The sequence below is a fragment of the Dickeya sp. MK7 genome (assembly GCF_000406305.1).
In the GTDB taxonomy this organism is placed as follows: Bacteria; Pseudomonadota; Gammaproteobacteria; order Enterobacterales; family Enterobacteriaceae; genus Dickeya; species Dickeya fangzhongdai.
In genome coordinates this window covers 1537670-1555124 of record NZ_CM001984.1, presented here as the reverse complement: position 1 = coordinate 1555124, position 17455 = coordinate 1537670, and the positions used below count along the sequence as shown (strand labels likewise).

The window sequence follows — 17455 nt, the reverse complement described above, 5'->3', positions numbered from 1 at the left end:
CTCACCAGATAGAAGACGTTATTGTCTGAACTCGAATTGATCCGCATCCTTCAGGAAGGGGAACCGTTCTCTGACGCCGTGCAGGTGCTCGCGCGACAGGGTGACGGTGAATACCGCTTCCTGCGGCTCCCCGTTCAACAGGGTTTCCCCCAGCGGATCCACCAGCATGGTGTTGCCGCTGTAGTTCAGTTGGTTACCGTCCTGACCGACGCGATTGACGCCGATCACGTAGCTCTGGTTTTCGATGGCGCGGGCCGGCAGCAGGGTTTGCCAGTGGTGGGAACGACCGGCCGGCCAGTTGGCGATATAAATGGCGGCGTCGTATTTGCCGTTCAGGTTGCGCGACCAGGCCGGGAAACGCAGGTCATAGCAAATGAACAGCGCAATACGCCAGCCGTTGTGGTCGACAATGCTCTGTACTTCGCCGGCGGTGTACTCCTGATGCTCGCCCGCATAGGTAAACAGATGCCGCTTGTCGTAGTACTGCACACACTCTTCGGTGACCCACAGCAGCCGGTTGTAGTAATGACCGTCGTTTTCGATGATCACGCTGCCGACTATCGCCGCCTGATATTCGGCGGCCAGTTTCTGCATCCAGTCCCGGGTCTTCCCTTCCATGCGCTCGGCAATGCTTTTGGGCTTCATGCTGAATCCGGTGGTGAACATTTCCGGCAGCACGATCACGTCGCTGCCCTGGCACTGCTTCAGCAATTTTTCCACCCGGCGACGATTAGCCGCCGCCTGCTCCCACACGATGTCCATCTGGACCAGCGACAGTGTCAAATCCTTCATATTTATCTTTCCTCCATAAAATGACTGGGCGCGCAACTAACGCAGGTCGGCATCGAACAGTTGTTCAAGGAAACTGCTCTGGCGGGTGTGCTCGACAATCGTCGCCCGCACGCGCTGCTGTTCGGGCGGCACGATAAATCCTTCCTCAATCAGGTAATTGAAATAGCGGAACAGCAATGTGTGGTCGCAGGCGGCGCAGACAATGCCGCTGCCCGCCAGCCACTGCCGGGTCAGCCGGGTGGCGTATTTGGCCTTTTCGGTGATATCGCCGCTGCTGTAAAACAGCGCCATCAGGTCGGTGAACGAGGAACGATAGGGTTTGCCGTCGCGCAACATGCGGTTTTGCGTCAGGGCTTCGAAGTAGTCTTCGTTGATGACCACGTCCAGTTGGTAACCGAATTCCCGCAGCGCGATCACGATATCGTCGTAGGTGATCGGTTCCGGGTTGGTCAGATTGAGGGTTTTGCCGTGAAAGTCATCGCTGTGCAGGCTGGCGTACAGCGCCGCCTTTGCCACATAGTCTACCGGCGTGATGTCGAAATCTTCCGAAGAACGAAAGGTCAGGCCGGTTTCCACCAGCGATTTGATCATCTCGTAATAGATACCTTTGACGCGGGTTTCGTTAAGCGGATAACGGCCGCTGGCGCTGTCGCCCCAAATATTGCCGGGGCGCACGATAGCCCAGCGCAACCCGCGCTCTCCCGCCTGATGCACCGCCTTTTCCGCTTCGTATTTTGAACGCTCGTAGTCCATGTCGCGGTAGTTCTGCCCGAAATCGAGGTCGGTTTCCTGCAGTTCGAATCCGTCCTGATACAGCTTGTCGCCCACCACGCTGAAGCTGGAGGCGTACAGCAGCGGAATGTCGCCGCCGAGGCAAAAATCAATCACCTGCTGGGTGCCTTTTACATTGACCGGCTGCAGTTTGCCGTAGGACGCCACCAGGCTGACGTTGGCCGCACAGTGCAGCACCCGATCCGTCGTGGCCTGCAGCCGCTGATAATCCTGCGCGTTCAGCCCCAGTTGCGTCTGCGCGACATCCCCCAACACCGGAATCAGCCGCTCCAGTTGCCCGGCGCTGGTCCGCTCGACGTCATAGGAAAACAGGACGCTTTCCAACCGCGCTCTGGCCTGCGCTACCGAGTCCGCGCGCACCAGACAAAACACATTGGCTGACGTGGCGGTCAGGATTTCGAGTAATAACCGCCCGCCCAGCACACCGGTCGCCCCGGTGAGAAACAGGTTTTTTACCGCTGGCGCGACCCCTGTTGATACGCTCCCTGCTGACATAAATGACCTCCCGTTATTCCCATCAAAAAAAGCCGTCAAAACACGCGCATGACATACGCATAACTGTGGTTTGTGGTTGTATGACGCCGGCCTATAGCGTCCCGACCCGCATCCCGCCGTCCAGTGGGATCACCGTGGAGTTGAGGTAGTTGGTCTTGCAACTGGCCAGAAACCCCACCACTTCGGCGACGTCGTCCGGCGTGCCCCAACGCCCGACCGGCACAATGCTGCGGATGATCTTGTCTTCCTCCGGCGAGCCAATCATGTGCGGGTCGACAAACTTCGCCAGCATCTCGGTGCGGCAGATACCGGGAGCAATGGCGGTGACGCTGATATTCATCGGCCCCAGCTCTCGCGCCCAGGACTCGGTGGCGGAGATCAGCCCGGCTTTGGAGGCGGCATAGGCTGAACCGCCCGCCGCGCCCCAGATGCCGGCAACCGAGGCGATGTTGATGATGCGCCCGTACTTCAGGCGCGCCATGTAACGTGCGAACACTTCGGTGCAGTTGAAGGCGCCGGTCAGGTTCACCGCCATCACCTTTTCGGTATCGCGCAGACCGCGGGCCGACAGGCAGTAACTGCGCTCGATCACCCCGGCGTTGTTGACCAGCGCCGTGATGGTTGATCCCAGTTGCCCGGCGATGGTTTGCGCCGCGGCGTTGACCGAATCAAACTGCGTGACATCCATCGTGAACCGGTGCAGCCCCTCGGGCTGCCCCAGTTGTTGGTGAAGTTGCTCCAGCCGTGATGCGCTGATGTCCGTCGCCGCTACCTGATAACCGATATCCAGCAAGGTGCGGGTGATGGCCGCGCCAAAGCCGCCGGCCGCGCCGGTGATAACCGCGACCTGCTGGCTCATGCTTCCACCCCCTCTTTAAAGGTGATGTCGATGACCTTGCGGGCGTTTTCCATCGCGTCAAAAATGCGTTCCTCGAAGAAGCGCACATCGTCCTGCGACATCAGCAGGTTGGAGTACATGCGCGACAACGGGGAGAACTGGATGCCATAGCGTTTGGAGATTTCGCGGATGATGATGTCGCAGAATTTCACCTTGTCGCTGTAGCCTTCGGAGCGGTCTACCGGCGTGGACTGCGAGTGGTAGACCAGCGCGGTCGGCATACCCTGAATCACCAGCGGCAAATCCACGGCTTCGGCGGCTTTGACGAATGCGCCGGAGATCTGGCGCATCACGTCGGCCATGCGGTCATAGCAGCCCGGGTCCTGTTCGATCAGGTCGTAGGTGGCTTTCACCGCCGCCAGCCCCAGCGGGTAACCGTTGAAGGTACCGGCGTGGATCACCTTGCCGCGGGTGTAGAGGTTCATGATGTCGCGACGGCCCATAATCGCGGAAACCGGCATGGAGCCGCCGGCCAGCGCCTTGCCGAAGGTGGCCAGGTGCGGCGTGACGCCGAGCAGTTGCTGCGCGCCGCCAAGACCGACGCGCACCCCGGTGATCACCTCGTCGAAAATCAGCACGATGTTGTACTTCTCGCACAGCGCCTTGGCTTTCTCCAGGTAGCCTTCGCGTGGGAAAATACCGCCGCCGTTGATGCACAACGGTTCCATCAGCACCGCGGCGATTTCGCCGTGATAGCGCTCGATGGTGGCGGTCAACACATCAATGTCGTTCCACGGCAGCATGAACGATTGGTCTTCAATCGCGCCGGGAGCGCGCCCCCAGGTATCCAGCAGGTCGCCCTTGAACTGCTCCGGCACCGGCCAGCTCAGGTCCTGCTTTTTGCGCCAGCCCATGATGTTGTCGGCGTTGCCGTGATAGTGGCCGTGGAAACGGATGAAGCGGGTCTTGCCGGTAAAGCCGCGCGCCAGACGCAGCGCGTTCTGCACCGCTTCGGTCCCGCTCAGACAAAAGCGCACCATATCGGCACAGGGGATGTGTTTGATCAGCGTTTCGCACACCTCCACTTCCAGATCGCAGGTATCGACCGAAGTGACCTTGTGCATGTAATTGATCAGGGCCTCGTTGTAAGCCTCGTTATGGTGACCGGTAATCAGGGCGCCAAACTTGCAGAACAGGTCCAGATGCTCGTTGCCGTCCAGGTCCCACACCCGCGAATTACGGCCGCGATTGAAGGGGATCACCAGCGGGCGTTCCGGATCGCCAAAGTTGTAGTGGGTCCCGCCCGGGATCAGCTCCCAGCATTTTTTATAGAATTCTTTGGATTGGTCTAACGTCAGTTTGGTTTCCGCATCCATTATCTTGGTACTCCCTGTTTGTGGTTGAAATGACAGCGTCGGTTGAGATTCCGCGATGGCGCTGACGCCACAGCGTTGAAGATCGTCGGGGGTGCACCGTTGCAGCGTGTCGGGCAGCGCGATGTCCAGCGCCGACAGCCCGGTCACCCGGTTGAGGTAAGCGGCGCCCTGCATCAGCAGTACCGCTATGTCGCCGACGCGGCGATGCGCCACGTCTTCCAGCGCCGAGCCGCGCAGCCATTCGTTGAGCGCGCCCATCGCCGACCCGCACCAGACCTGATAGTCCAGCTGGCGCGACGGCTCGCTATTGATAGCCCAGCGGGACGACTGACCGAGATACCACTGGAAAATCAGCGCCATCTTTTTCTTCGGTTGTTGTTCGGCTTTGACGATCGCCTGCGGCTGGTGATTGCGCTCGAAGTAAGTCACCGTTTGCTGCCAGACCTGCGCCAGCGACTGGTGAAAGATCTGTTTTTCAATCTGCGCGACATCCTCGGCGGGGATGTCTTCCAGCCGGTCGTACTGCTTGTACAGCGCGTACAGCTTCTGGGCGCGCACCGCGTACATGCTGCCCTGCTTCATCACCTGCACTTTGGCGCCCAGCTCGAACATGTCGGCGGACGGCGCGGTAGCGACATCGCCAATCTGTACCTTGCCCAGCATCTGTTTCACCGCATCCGAGGTGCCGGCTTCGACACAGGCCTGATTGACAGACCCGGTCACCACATAAGCCGCGCCCAGCGCAAACGCCGCCAGCACCGCGTGCGGGGTGCCGAGGCCGCCGGCCGCGCCGATGCGCACCCGCCAGCCGCTGGCGGACTGCGCCTGCATCTCATCGCGCAACGCCACCACCGAGCGGAAAATACACGCCAGCAGCCCTTGATCGGTATGACCGCCGGAATCCCCTTCCACGGTGATGTCGTCCGCCATCGGCACCTGACGCGCCAGCTCCGCCTGCTGCGCGGTAATCAGCCCGTCATCCAGCAGCTTTTTCAGCAGGTTTTCCGGCGCCGGGCGCAGAAAGTGCTGCGCCACCTCGCGGCGGGACACCTTGGCGATAATGCGGTTTCGCGGCTGGATACGGCCATCAGCCCCGCGCGTCAGCCCGGCTGCGCGGTAGTACACTAGCGCGGCGCTCAGGTTGATGTAGGCAGAAGCTTCGATCACCCGCACCTGGCGTTCGATCAGCAGCGTAACGCAGCCCATCTCCCACGCCGGGTTGCCGGGGTTATGCAGCAGGTTGACGCCAAACGGCCCGGCGGGCAGTTGGCGCTGAATCTGCTCCAGCTCGGCGGCGATGCGCTCCAGGCTTAACCCCCCGGCGCCGAACATCCCCAGAATCTGTTGTTGCCCCAGCGCCACCACCATGTCGCTGGAGTGGATGCCGTTCGCCATCGCCCCGGCGTAGTAGGAAAAACGCACGCCATAGTCGCGCTGGAACTGCCGGTCGCCCAGACGGTCGGCCCCCATCGGCGGCAGCAGACCAATCAGTCGCCCGTTTGACGGCGCGGCATGACCGGCTTCAATTCGCACGTCGCGGTCGTACTCCACCACCGCCAGCGGCGTTTCCAGCGCGTAAAGCGCCTCGCCGCCCAGCAAGGGCTTGCCCGCGACAGCCGACGAACTGGCCGTATTGTGTTGTGTACTCATAGTCAGCTTCCCTGGCTTATCGGTTCGGCCGCGTCAACCTGAAGCGGCGTGGTGTGAGGGTGGGTGGCGGCGGCGTCCGACGCGTCACGGCTGAATCCGGCGCCGAGGTTGTCGCACAGCCCGATGACATTGCCGCGATACAGCATTTCCACAATGAACGTCAGCGCGATGTCTTCCAGCGTGTGTCCATCCGCCGCGTAGCGGGCGTTGACGGATTTGCAGGTCAGCCGGTAGCGCAGTACGTCGCGCTCGCACTTCACTTCACCACGGAATCGGGCGCTGTAGTGGTGGTCGCACAGCGTGCGCGGCGTCAGGTGCGGCTGCGAGTTAAGCCCCAGATAGTGCAGGAACACCTTGACCATCTGCTCGCACCCTTCCACCAGGAAGGTGCCGGGCATGACCGGGTCATTCTTGAAGTGTGCTTTGAACACAAAGTGATCCGGGTCGATATCCACCTCGCCCAGCATCTCGCCCAGCCCGAATGCGCCGCCGTCGCGTGACATCGACACCACCCGGTCCAGCATGCGGGTGTGCGGGTTGCAGATGTGGCCGATTCCCGGCCGGGCGTAGGCCGCGCCGAAACAGGCGGCGACGTCGCCCTGCAACAGCGCCGACACCTCGCGGTCCGACAGCGCGGTCTTGTCGCAGCGCAGCGGCGGCGTAAACCGCGTGGACGGGATCGTCTCGCGGAAGTAGGCGGCGGTATCCAGATGCTTGGCGCGCGCCATGTCGCGGGCGCTGAAGAAACCGGAGTTGGCTACCAGCTTGAACACCAGCCGGTCATCGACGTAGCAGAAATACTCGTAACCGATCAGCACCACCCCGCCCGCTTTCACCACCGAGGTGATGTTGACGCGGCCACGCAGGGTTTCGCCCGCGACGGGCATCTCGCTGTAGACCGTGGTCTGGCTGTCCACCGCGCGGTAGCACAGTTGCCCCTTGAACATCATGTCGCAGCCGATGACGGTAAACGCCACGATCATGGCGTGAGACGACTCCAGCGACATAAACGCCGGGGCCTTGCCGTCCACCACGTACCAGGCGTCGGGGGGAATATCGTATTCCCACTCGATAAAACCCGGCTCCAGCCGGTCTTTTTGCGCCGACAGCGCGGTTATGCGCGACACGAACAGGTAAGGCGGCGACGGCATACGGGTACGGATCGGGTAGCTGTCCGCTTCCTGATATGCTTCGCCCAGCACACGGGCGATGCTGCCGTCGGTCAGTTCCAGCAGCTGTTGATAATCCAGCACCGGGCGCGGGCGCACCGGCGCGGACGGCGCCAGCTCGACGCCCAACTGGCGGGCGATCAGCCGGTGAAAGGTGTTTTCCAGCGTCAGATAACGCAGTTGGGTGTAAGCGTGACGCCACTGGTGCGCGGTGTCATGCGGCACCCGCGAGGTGACGCTCAGCGCGACGGGCGGCAGCCGGGTAACCGGCGCGTTATCCGCCAGCGCGGCAAAACGAGCGATCGCCGCCTCGCTCAGTACAATCTCTTCCACCGTCTTATCGCGGCCGGTAAAGACGCTCACATTCAGCGATACGCTGGCCGGCGACGCAATATGACCGGCGCTGGCCCGCCGCCCCTGGGTCGGCTCGCGCAGAATCAGATGGCTATAGGCGCGATCGACGCCGATGTGGCTGATGGCCGCCCGACGCGGTCCCTGCGCCGACGTCGGCCAGTCAGCCCCCTGTCGCGGTACCTGTAGCCCTGGTACAGAGGCGGCGGCGCGCAGCGGCTCGGCCAGCGTGAAGTCCGGCACCCCCGGCAGGTATGCCTGCGACAGCTGCAACGCGGCTTTGATGATCCCCAGCAACCCGCTGGCGGCGGACAAATGCCCGTAATGCGCTTTCAGCGTGCCCAGCGTCAGCGGCGTGGCACGATCTTCGGTGCGGTAAGCCTGACGCAGCGCCGCGCACTCGGCCTCCAGCTCGCCGGGGCGGGCGCCGGCGTACGCTTCCACATACGCCACCTGATGCGCGTCGCATCCGGCCGCGGCCAGCGCGGCGGTCATGTTTTCCGCCAGCGTCTGTACCGCAGGCTTGAACGGCAGCGAACGGTTCGGCGCATGGGCGATCGCCAGGCCGTCCACCAGCGCGTAAATCGCGGTGTCGTCGCGCAGCGCATCCTGCTCGCATTTGAGTACGACAACGCCGCCGCCGTCGCCCACATCCTGATTGGCCTGCAACGATTGGTGGTCCCACAGGACATTTTCCACGCCGCCGGCAAAGCTACAGCTGGCGATCAGCACCGCGTCCACCTGCTGGCGCGCCAGCATGAACTGCGCCAGTTCGATGGCTTTGAACGGCGCGCTCTCCTCGCTGTACAACGAGAAGGTCGGCCCGTTAAGCCGCAGGTGAGCGGCCAGCCGCGACGCCACGATATTGCCGATGCCGCCGGTAATCCCTTCCGGGTACGGCGCCGGAAACAGCCCGTCGCGCACGATGCTTTCCAGCGCGGCCTGATCATCGCCAGACAGCGAGATGCCGCAACGTTGCAGGCTTTGCGCCAGTTGCCAGCCGATTTCATTGCGCGCCTGATAGCGCAGACAGCCGTAGTCCACGCCGCCGGCGACGATCACCGCGATATTGCGGCGGCTGCCGTCCAACGCATAACCGGCGTCCAGAAAGGCGCGCTCGGCCACCGGCAGCAGAAACAGATGCGACAACAGGTGCGGGCCAACCACATTCGGCGGCAGCTTGAAGTGTTTACAGTCAAAGTCGAAACGTTCGATATAAGCGCCCTGCGGCGGCTGAGACACCCCGCGCTGCGCCAGCACGTCCGGCCGCTGTTCCATGCCGATCCAGCGGGTGCGCGGCAGATCGGTAAAGAACTGCTCGCCCTGTTTTAGCGCCTGCGCCAGTTGTTCGCTCTGCTGGGTATGCGCCAGGTGTACGCCGATGCCGACCAACGCCAGCGGTTGCTGGACCTGCGCCGTCGGGGATGACGCGGCATGCCGGGCGCGCAACCCGGCGTGGTCTTCGCTCACCACCAGATGGGCATTGACCCCGCCGAAGCCAAAGGCGTTGATGCCGGCACGCTTCGGCCTGCCGGTGGCGGGCCACGCGCGGGTGCTGCGCACCACATGGTCCAGCGTCAGTTTGCCTTCCGGGGTGTTGACCAGCTCGGTTACGCCGGGCGTCGCGGGGATCTGACCGTGGTTAAGGGACAACACCACCTTCAGCAGGCTGCCCATGCCGGAAGCGGTCAGCATGTGGCCGTTGTTGGCCTTGTTGGCGCCGATCAGCGGAAGCGCGCCGTGGGCGGCGAAGAACCCTTCCACCGACGCCAGCTCTACCTGATCGCCGACCGGGGTGCCGGTGGCATGGCATTCCAGATAGTCAATGCGGGTATCGCCGTCCGGATAGGCGCGCGCCAGCGCGGTGCGCTGCCCCTGAATATCCGGCACCAGCATGTGCTTGGCGCCGGCGTCATTGGACAGCCCGACCGACTCGATCACCGCGTAGACGGTATCGTTATCACGCACCGCATCGCGGTAACGTTTCAGGGCGACGATACCGGCGCCCTCGCCGGCCTTCAGCCCTTCCGAGGCGCGGTCGAACGGAATCGAGATCCCCTGCTTGGGGAACGCCTGCAGCACGTTGAAGCCGTGATTGATGTAAATGTGATCGGCGTGGCACACCGCCCCGGCCAGCATCAGGTCGGCCTTGCCGCTTTCCAGATAATCCGACGCCAGTTTGATGGCGTACAGCGCCGACGAACAGGCGGCGTCGAGGGCGAAGCTCGGCCCGGCCAGCCCCAGCGCCAGCGCCGCCACGGTGGCGTTATGGCCGCCGGTGATCAGGTTGGCGTCATCATACGCGGCCGGCGGCCAGATAGCGTCAAACCGGAAATCCGGGCGATGGAGCAGCGTCTGAATATAGGGCTGCAGCAATTGATGATAAAAAGGCGTCATCAAACGTTTTACCGCATGCGTCGGCATGCCGATATTACCGATAATTAACCCGGTCTTTTTCAGGAGTGCTTCATTATGGCGATACCCGCTATGACTCAGCGCCTGTTCTGCGGCATACAGGGTCCATTTAAATAATGCATCCAGAGAATTCAATTCGTCGGGCGATAAATAATACCCCTCGGAATTAAATATAAAATCTCTGACATAACCGTTGCGATTGTAATTAATCTTATCGGCAGTGCCTGGCACCGGATGATAATAATTATCCGGCGACGTTCCCAACTCCTGTTCGGACACAGGCGAGGCGCTATCCTTCTGCCGGCATAGGTTTTCCCAGTACGCCATAGGGTTATCCGCGCCAGGAAACAGGCATCCCAGCCCAACGATGGCTATCGGTTCCATGAAAACATCACTCCTGAATATCAGCCGGGGATCCTGAATATGCTCGCGCATGCCCTTCATCTTTTAAGTCGCAGCCGCTTTGGCTGCAACTCGAAATCTATTGGGTATCTATTCAGGAACCGGTTGGCTCGATTTAATTAAACGGTCATTTATTTGCGATGACGCTCTCGGCCTGCGAATAGCAGAATAATTTCCTTAATGCTGATGACGCGGTAAATTCCACCTGACTTAACCGGCTGTAAATATGCCCCTGTTCATCATGCAGGACGATATCGGTAATAAACGACGACAGCGTTTGTTTAACGATACGCATCGAGGCAAAGAACGGCACACCGGCCGGTACCGGCGCAAGATGTTCAATGCGGCCAATGGCCGACGGCAAACCCGCCTTGTCGGAACGCAGCATCAGCCACATCAACGGCAGTTGCAGGCCGACGTCATGGACGAAGAAATCGAACGCCGTGGTGGCGAATTGCCCGGCGGTCGTCGCCTCCGGCAGCCGGCAGAACAGCGTCAGGCTTTCATCGTCAATGCTTACCCGTTCGTGAATGCCGCGGAACGCTTCGCCGTGAAACAACAGGCTGCCCTGCCGCATATCGCCGTACACCGGCTGCTCCAGCCCGGTTCGCTGGTTCAGATCCACCGTCACCCGCTGCTGTTGCGAAGCCGGCGCCTTGATGCCGAGCGTCAGTTTCGCCTGATAGTGTTTCTCGCCGTGATCGTTGAGAATCACCATCTCCAGCGCCAGCGCCTCATCGCCCGGCTGATAGCCGGCGGCGGGCTGCCACTGCACCTGCCAGTCCTCGCGCTGGCTACCGTCAAACACGATGCCTTTCAGTACCGAAAAGGCGTCCACCGCGGTCACCCGATAGCCGGGGAAACGTTCCGCGGCGACGTGCGCCATCCAGGCAATCGCCGCCGTGGCGGGCAGTACCGGCTTATCGTTGATGACATGGTGCAGCAGGAACGGGTTATGCTGCGCCAGCAGATGCCGCTGTACCGTTTCCCCCGGCCCCAGCGCTTTGACCGTCTGCACCGCCCGGTAACTGGCGCCGCCAATGGCGACCTGCCGGGTCGCGCCATCGCGGAACTCATCCAGGAAGCGGCGATACCCTTCCGCCGCCGGAATGATGATCATGTTTTGCGCATCGTAAGCCCGCTTCAGGGTGTCGTTGACCATCCCCCCGTCCCACGGTCCCCAGTTGATGGCGCGCAATACCGGACGATGCTTCCCGGCCAGCGGCAGCCAGCTGAACTTGTTGAGGATCTCGTTTGCCAGCGCATAGTCGGTCTGCCCCGCGTTGCCGAAGAACCCCGACACCGACGAGAACAGGATTACCTGGCGCAGTTGGCTGGGCTCCACCGCCTGCAACAGGTTTTCCAGCCCGCGCACCTTGACGTCGAAGACCGAACGCAAGTCGCCCAGCGTCTTCTTCTCGATGCGTTTATCAGCCAGATTGCCCGCGCCGTGAATGATGCCGGTCACGGCGCCATACTGCGCCGCGACGTCGGCGAGAATAGCGGCAAGCTGTTCCCTGTTGGTGATATCGCACTGGCGGTACACCGCCTTCGCCCCGTGCTGTTCGATAGCCAGCAACGTTCGGCGCACCTCGTCGTTGTGCTCCAGTCCGCTCAACATGGCGCTGATTTTCACCGGCGTCGGCTGCACATGCTGCTGTTGCAGGCTGGCGATGGCCGCGGCCTTCCTGGCCTCCGGCGTCTGGGCGCCCACCGCCCATTCCGGCAGCGGCGCGTCGATGTCGGTCCGGCCCAGCAGAATGAACGTGGCGGGTACGCCCTGCGCCAGCGCCTGCACGCAGCCGGCGGTAATGCCTCTGGCGCCGCCGGTGACGACGAACACATCCTGTGCCGTCACCGCGCTTTCGCCCGCCGTCAGCGCGGCGGCGGCCGGGCGTAATGCCAGCGTCATGCGCTCGCCGCCCGCGGGCCGACCGACCTCGCCGATCGTCTGGTTGCTATCCTGCAACTCTTCGCAGACGATGCGCGCCACCGCCTCGTCGCCCAGCGACGCGGCGATATCCACCGTGCGGCAAAATACCGATTTCCATTCGATATTCAGCGCTTTAGTCAGGCCGGTAACGCCGCCGGTCATCACCGGCAGCATCTGACGCTGTGCGGTGCCCAGTTCACCGTCCCCGCGCGCCGCCACCAGAAAATACCCGTTGTCGGCCTGAGTCAGCGACGGTTGCAGGCGGCGGGCCAGCAGGAACAGCGTCTCGACGGCGCTGTAGTCCTGCGGCCGGAACACGTCCCGCAGCTGTTTGACCGCCGGGCGCGCCGCCTGCAGGTAAATCACGCCGCCAATGGCGCCATGCTGCGCCTCCAGCGTGGTGATGGCGTCGTCAAGCGCCGCCTCGTCCGGCTGGACCAGCGTCAGCGCGGCGCTGCTTTTCTTGCGTTTTTTCCCTTTCGGCGCGGCCGGCGACACCGTCATCCATACGGTACGCTGACCGTGCTGCGCCAGTTGCTGCAATAACGCCGTCGGCGTTTGCCCCTCTTCGTCGACAACCAGCCAGGTTCGCGTTGCCGCAAACGCCTGCGGCAGGCGATCCGGCAACGGTAACGGCTGTTGAACGACGTCATAACGCCCGACGCCATGCGTGTCGGCAACCGGCGTTTCGACGATCGCGGCGTCAACGGTAGACGCGGCGAATTGAGCTGTGGTCGGCTGAATCACACCAGTAGCGCGTGATTCAGCTAGCGGCTTTTTTACCGTATTGTCCACCGTGGTGGTGGTGACAAAGCCCAGCGAACGCAGCGTCGCCTCAGAACCGGTATCGCGACCGTCTTTAGCTTCCGATTCACGCAGGTTGTCTTCCACGAAGAACTCGCGCGCCGACTCGGTTTCACCCTCTGGCGTTCCGCCGCCGCGAATATCGGCGATAATTTCCGCGATCATGCCCATGAAGAAATCGGACATTTTGTTGATGTTGCTGAGGGCTTCGATATCCAGCGTTTCCAGATCTTTGTTCTTGGAAGCGTCGTGATAGACGCCCGCATCAGCGGAGAAGGCATCGAACATCGCGCCGAAGATTTCCAGACGCTTGATGGAGTCGATGCCCAGATCGGCTTCCAGATCCATCTCACCGTCAATCATGTCCTGCGGATAACCGGTGCGGTCACTGACGATCGCAATCAGTTTGGCGGTGATCTCTGCCACCTGGATCGCCTCAAAACGGGCGACTTGCTCTTCTTCTTCCGCCGTCAGCACCTTAGCGGCTGGCGCAGTGGCGGCGGCTGGCGCAGCGGCAGCCGCAACAACCGGCGCGCTGTCCTGAACCGCAGCCGGTGCGGCGGCGGGTGCGGCGACCGGCGCCGGGCTAGCCGTCACCACCGGCTCGGGGATGGCAGGCAGCGATGGCGCGCTGGCGACAACCGGCGTTACAACAGCCGCCGGCACCGGCGCGGCAACCGCGGGCGCCGTTACCGGAACGGCGGTGACGGACAGGACGTTATTCCCTGATACTGGCGCGGCAATTACCGCACGACGAGGTTGCAAGACCGCATTGTGATTATCGTTTACGTCAAACAGATCCTGCTGGGTGGCGAAATAACGCTCATGATTGGCGTGGTACAGCTCCAGATTTTTGTTCAGCAACTGAACGCTCTGGCCCAGACTGGTCAGCATATGCGGCAGGTTCTGGTGATCGGGGTATTTGTCCAGCAATGTGAACTGCTTGTTCAGCAACGACTCCAGCAACGAGATGTACTCCTTCTGGTTGGTCTGGAATTGCTGATGCAGTTGACTCATCACCTGCTGGGCAGTTAGCAGGCCGTGCAAATTGCCGTTATCGTGACTGTGCGTCAAGGGAGCCTTGTTTTCCATTACAGTATCTCTCTCTGAGGTAGGTAAAGATGGTTTTCCTGTTTCCTGCGTCCTTGAAGCAGGCGCCTGGGGGGCGGGTACAGATGTTGCCGACGGGCCGATGCCGGTCTTCAACGTCTCGGTCGGTAGCACCGCTGTTTGGGGAGCCGCTGTTTTTAACGCATCTGTTTTTAGAACGTCTGCCTTTAAAACCTCGGTCTTTAACACATCGGCACTGGGACTGACATTGGCGCTGGGACGGGTATCCGCTTTCGGCGGGGTAGCAACGGCGGCGCGCTGGGCGATGAACTGATCCACCACGCGGGTATCGCCATCGCGCAGGGCATTCTGGCGACGGGCGCGGTTTTTCGCCGACAGGAAAAAGCCGCCGTTCAAGCGCACGCTGACGCTGCTGCGTTTACGCGACGGCAGCGGCGCCGGACGGGCATAGCGATCGAAAGCGGTCAGCGGCAGCCCTTCAGCCACCAGACGCGCAATCGCCCGGGACAGCTGTACGCGTTCTTCACCCTTGTCGCTGGTGTTGAGCGACACCACGCTGTGCGGCCGATCCTTGAGAATATCCGCCACCAGTTTGCCAAGAACGCCTTTCGGGCCAATCTCGATAAACAGCCGCCCGCCTTGCTGATAGAGGGCTTCGATGGTCTGGCGGAACAGCACCGGCTGAATCAGTTGGTTAGCCAGCACCTCGGTGATGGCCGCCGGCGTATCGGGATAAGCCTGCGCCAGCGCGGTGGAATACAGCGCGCCGTGTGGGGCCTGAAAACTCACCGCCGCCAGCTTCTGGCGAAACGGCGTTGCCGCGGCGGCGATGTAGCGGGTATGAAACGCGGCCGAGACTGGCAACAGGCGGCAATGGACTTTTTTCGCTTCCAACTGCTGGTGCAATTGGCGGATCTGATCGCTGGCGCCGCCAAATACCACCTGAGAAGACGAGTTGTCGTTGGCGATGACGATATCCGGATACGCGGCCAGAATGGCTTCACGCTCGGCGGCGCTGAGCGACGCGGCCAGCATCGCGCCGGCATCCTGATTATCCCCCGGCTTGCTGGCTAACGCCGCCGCTTGCCCGCGAGCCAGCGACACCCGGTAAAAATCATCGTCCGACAATGCGCCGGCGGCCCACAGCGCGGTAACCTCGCCGTAGCTATGACCGCAGAAGAAATCCGCTTTGAATCCGATGTTTTTCAGCAAATTGTAGTAACCGGCGCTAATGGCGCCGATAGCCGGCTGGGCGTTGGCGGTCTCCGTCAGGCGCTGCTGCTGTTTCTGCCGTTCAATATCGTTAAATACTGGAATCGGGTAGATAACCGGAGAGAGCGCGGGCAGGTTGTCGTCCTGCGCCAGGGTATCGAGCGTTTCCAGCGTCTGGCGCAGTTCAGGAAAATCCACGGCCACGCCGCGCCCCATGTTGACATACTGGGAGCCCTGCCCCGGAAACATCGCGACTACCGTTCCCGCCGTCGCCTTCGCGCGCGGCTGATAGTAAATACCGGCCGGATGCTCCCACCCTTGTTCGCGCTGACGGGAGAGCTGTTTGATCGCCGAATCAAGGAACGACGCCACCTGTCCGGCATCCTCCACCACAAACAGCAGTCTGGCGTGTGCCGCCGGCAACGCTTCCGGATCCTGCTGTCGGAGGTGTTCGCGCAACATGATGTCCGGCGACGACGCGGCAACCTGCGCCGCAGCCGCCTGGCAGACGGTCAGCAGCGCATCGGGCGTCTCGGCCTGGAACAGCAGCGTAGCGGGCAGGTCGTTGAGACGGTAGCGCCCCTGCGGCTCGCGCTCATACTCTTCCAGCACCGCATGGAAGTTGGTGCCGCCAAATCCAAAAGCGCTCAATGCGGCGCGACGCGGGGCATTATTCGCCGGACGCAGCCAGGGGCGCGCATCGGTATTGGCATAGAAGGCCGAGTGCTTGTCGGCCACCGCGTCACACGGCTGTTCGACGTTGATGGTCGGCGGCAGCACCTTGTGGGATAACGCCATCGCCACCTTGATCATCGACGCCGCGCCCGCTGCGCAGCGGGTATGGCCGATTTGCGACTTAACGCTGCCAAGCGCGATCGACTTGGGCGCCAGCGCCATCTCGCCGAACACCGCGCCGAGGCTTTTCAGTTCGGTATTATCGCCAGACGCCGTGCCGGTACCGTGCGCCTCCACCAGTTGGATATCCGACGGCGCGATCCCGGCACGCTGGTAGGCGCGATGAATCGCTTTTACCTGCCCTTCGTAACGCGGCGCGAAGATGCTTTTCGCCCGCCCGTCGCTGGACGCTTCCACCGCTTTCAGCACCGCGTAGATCCGATCGCCGTTCAGTTCGGCATCTTCCAGGCGTTTTAGCACCAGCATCCCGACGCCGTCCCCCAGCATGATGCCATCCGACTGCTGATCGAACGGGCGCGACAGGTTGCTTTTGGAGAGTGCGGGGGTTTTGCTAAAGCACAGGAACGAGAAGGCCGAGTTCTCCAGATTGACGCCGCCGGTCAGCACCGCGTCGCAGCTGCCGGATTGCAGTTCGCCCACCGCCGACTTGATAGCGGCCAGGCTACTGGCGCAGGCCGCATCCACCATGTAGGAGGTGCCGCCGAGATCAAAGTAGCTGGCGATACGACCGCAGGCCACATTGCCCAGAAAACCGGGGAAGCTATCTTCATTCCATTCCAGATACAGGTCGTGAACGCGGTTAATCACGTCATCGGCAACCGCTTCCGACAGCCCGGACTTGACCATGATGCGGCGCAGATAAGGCGCTTGCTGACGGGCCGCCAACGAGAATGAGGTATTACCGTTACCGCTCCCGCCCAGAATCACGCCGATACGATCGCGGTCAACCGAGCTGCCGTCCCCAACCAGACCGGCATCCTCCATCGCCTGTTTGGCAACGTACAGCGCAAATAACTGCGCGGTGCCGATAGAGTCGACAATCGCGGGCGGAATCTTAAATTCCACCGGGTCAAAATCAATCGGCTGAATAAAACCGGCCTTGTAGCCGTAGGTTTTATCCGCCTGCGTAGGGTCGGGGTGATAAAAATCGTCTTTATACCAATAATCGTCTCCCGGCAGGGTATCGATATCGGTAATGGAACTCCTTTTCCCATTTATATTGCGCCAAAAATCATGCAGGCTGGCGGCATCGGGGAAATGGCTGGCCATTCCGACAATCGCAATATCACTCGACCCATTATTCAGGTTCAATATATCTTTCCCTAACATATATTCCCTCTTACACGAAGGCGTGGTCAGCCCTGGGCGGCATGAAATCATGCGCCTTATTCCGACCGGCTCCATTGCTAATCAAAGTTGAAGTTTATGCTCAGATGCCACAGTCATAAAAAAGTCAAAA

At 61.6% G+C, this 17455-nt stretch carries 6 protein-coding genes; all 6 read right to left on the bottom strand.

Annotation, left to right across the window (positions count from 1 at the left end; genetic code table 11):
- Positions 1–18: 18 nt before the first annotated feature.
- Positions 19–792, bottom strand: a complete 774-nt coding sequence (locus tag DXXMK7_RS06885; protein ID WP_038918432.1) for an amidohydrolase — start codon at positions 790–792, stop codon at positions 19–21.
- A 36-nt stretch (positions 793–828) separates the two neighbouring features.
- The gene (locus DXXMK7_RS06880; RefSeq protein WP_049842684.1) at positions 829–2079 is read right to left on the bottom strand and encodes a thioester reductase domain-containing protein; all 1251 of its coding nucleotides are present in this window, start codon (positions 2077–2079) and stop codon (positions 829–831) included.
- Between the two features lie 91 nt (positions 2080–2170).
- Positions 2171–2938 (bottom strand): SDR family NAD(P)-dependent oxidoreductase, encoded by a 768-nt coding sequence (locus tag DXXMK7_RS06875; RefSeq protein ID WP_038660411.1) that lies wholly within the window; start codon positions 2936–2938, stop codon positions 2171–2173.
- Positions 2935–5943 carry a PfaD family polyunsaturated fatty acid/polyketide biosynthesis protein gene (locus DXXMK7_RS06870; protein ID WP_038918430.1) on the bottom strand — a complete coding sequence of 1003 codons (3009 nt, stop codon included), beginning with the start codon at positions 5941–5943 and terminating at the stop codon, positions 2935–2937. The genes DXXMK7_RS06875 and DXXMK7_RS06870 overlap by 4 nt, the downstream gene beginning before the upstream one ends.
- A gap of 2 nt (positions 5944–5945) precedes the next feature.
- Positions 5946–10262: a beta-ketoacyl synthase N-terminal-like domain-containing protein gene (locus DXXMK7_RS06865; RefSeq protein ID WP_038918429.1), complete on the bottom strand. Its 4317-nt coding sequence runs from the start codon at positions 10260–10262 to the stop codon at positions 5946–5948.
- A 145-nt stretch (positions 10263–10407) separates the two neighbouring features.
- On the bottom strand, positions 10408–17307 hold the full coding sequence (locus DXXMK7_RS06860; protein WP_231348849.1) for a type I polyketide synthase: 6900 nt from the start codon (positions 17305–17307) through the stop codon (positions 10408–10410).
- Positions 17308–17455: the final 148 nt, after the last annotated feature.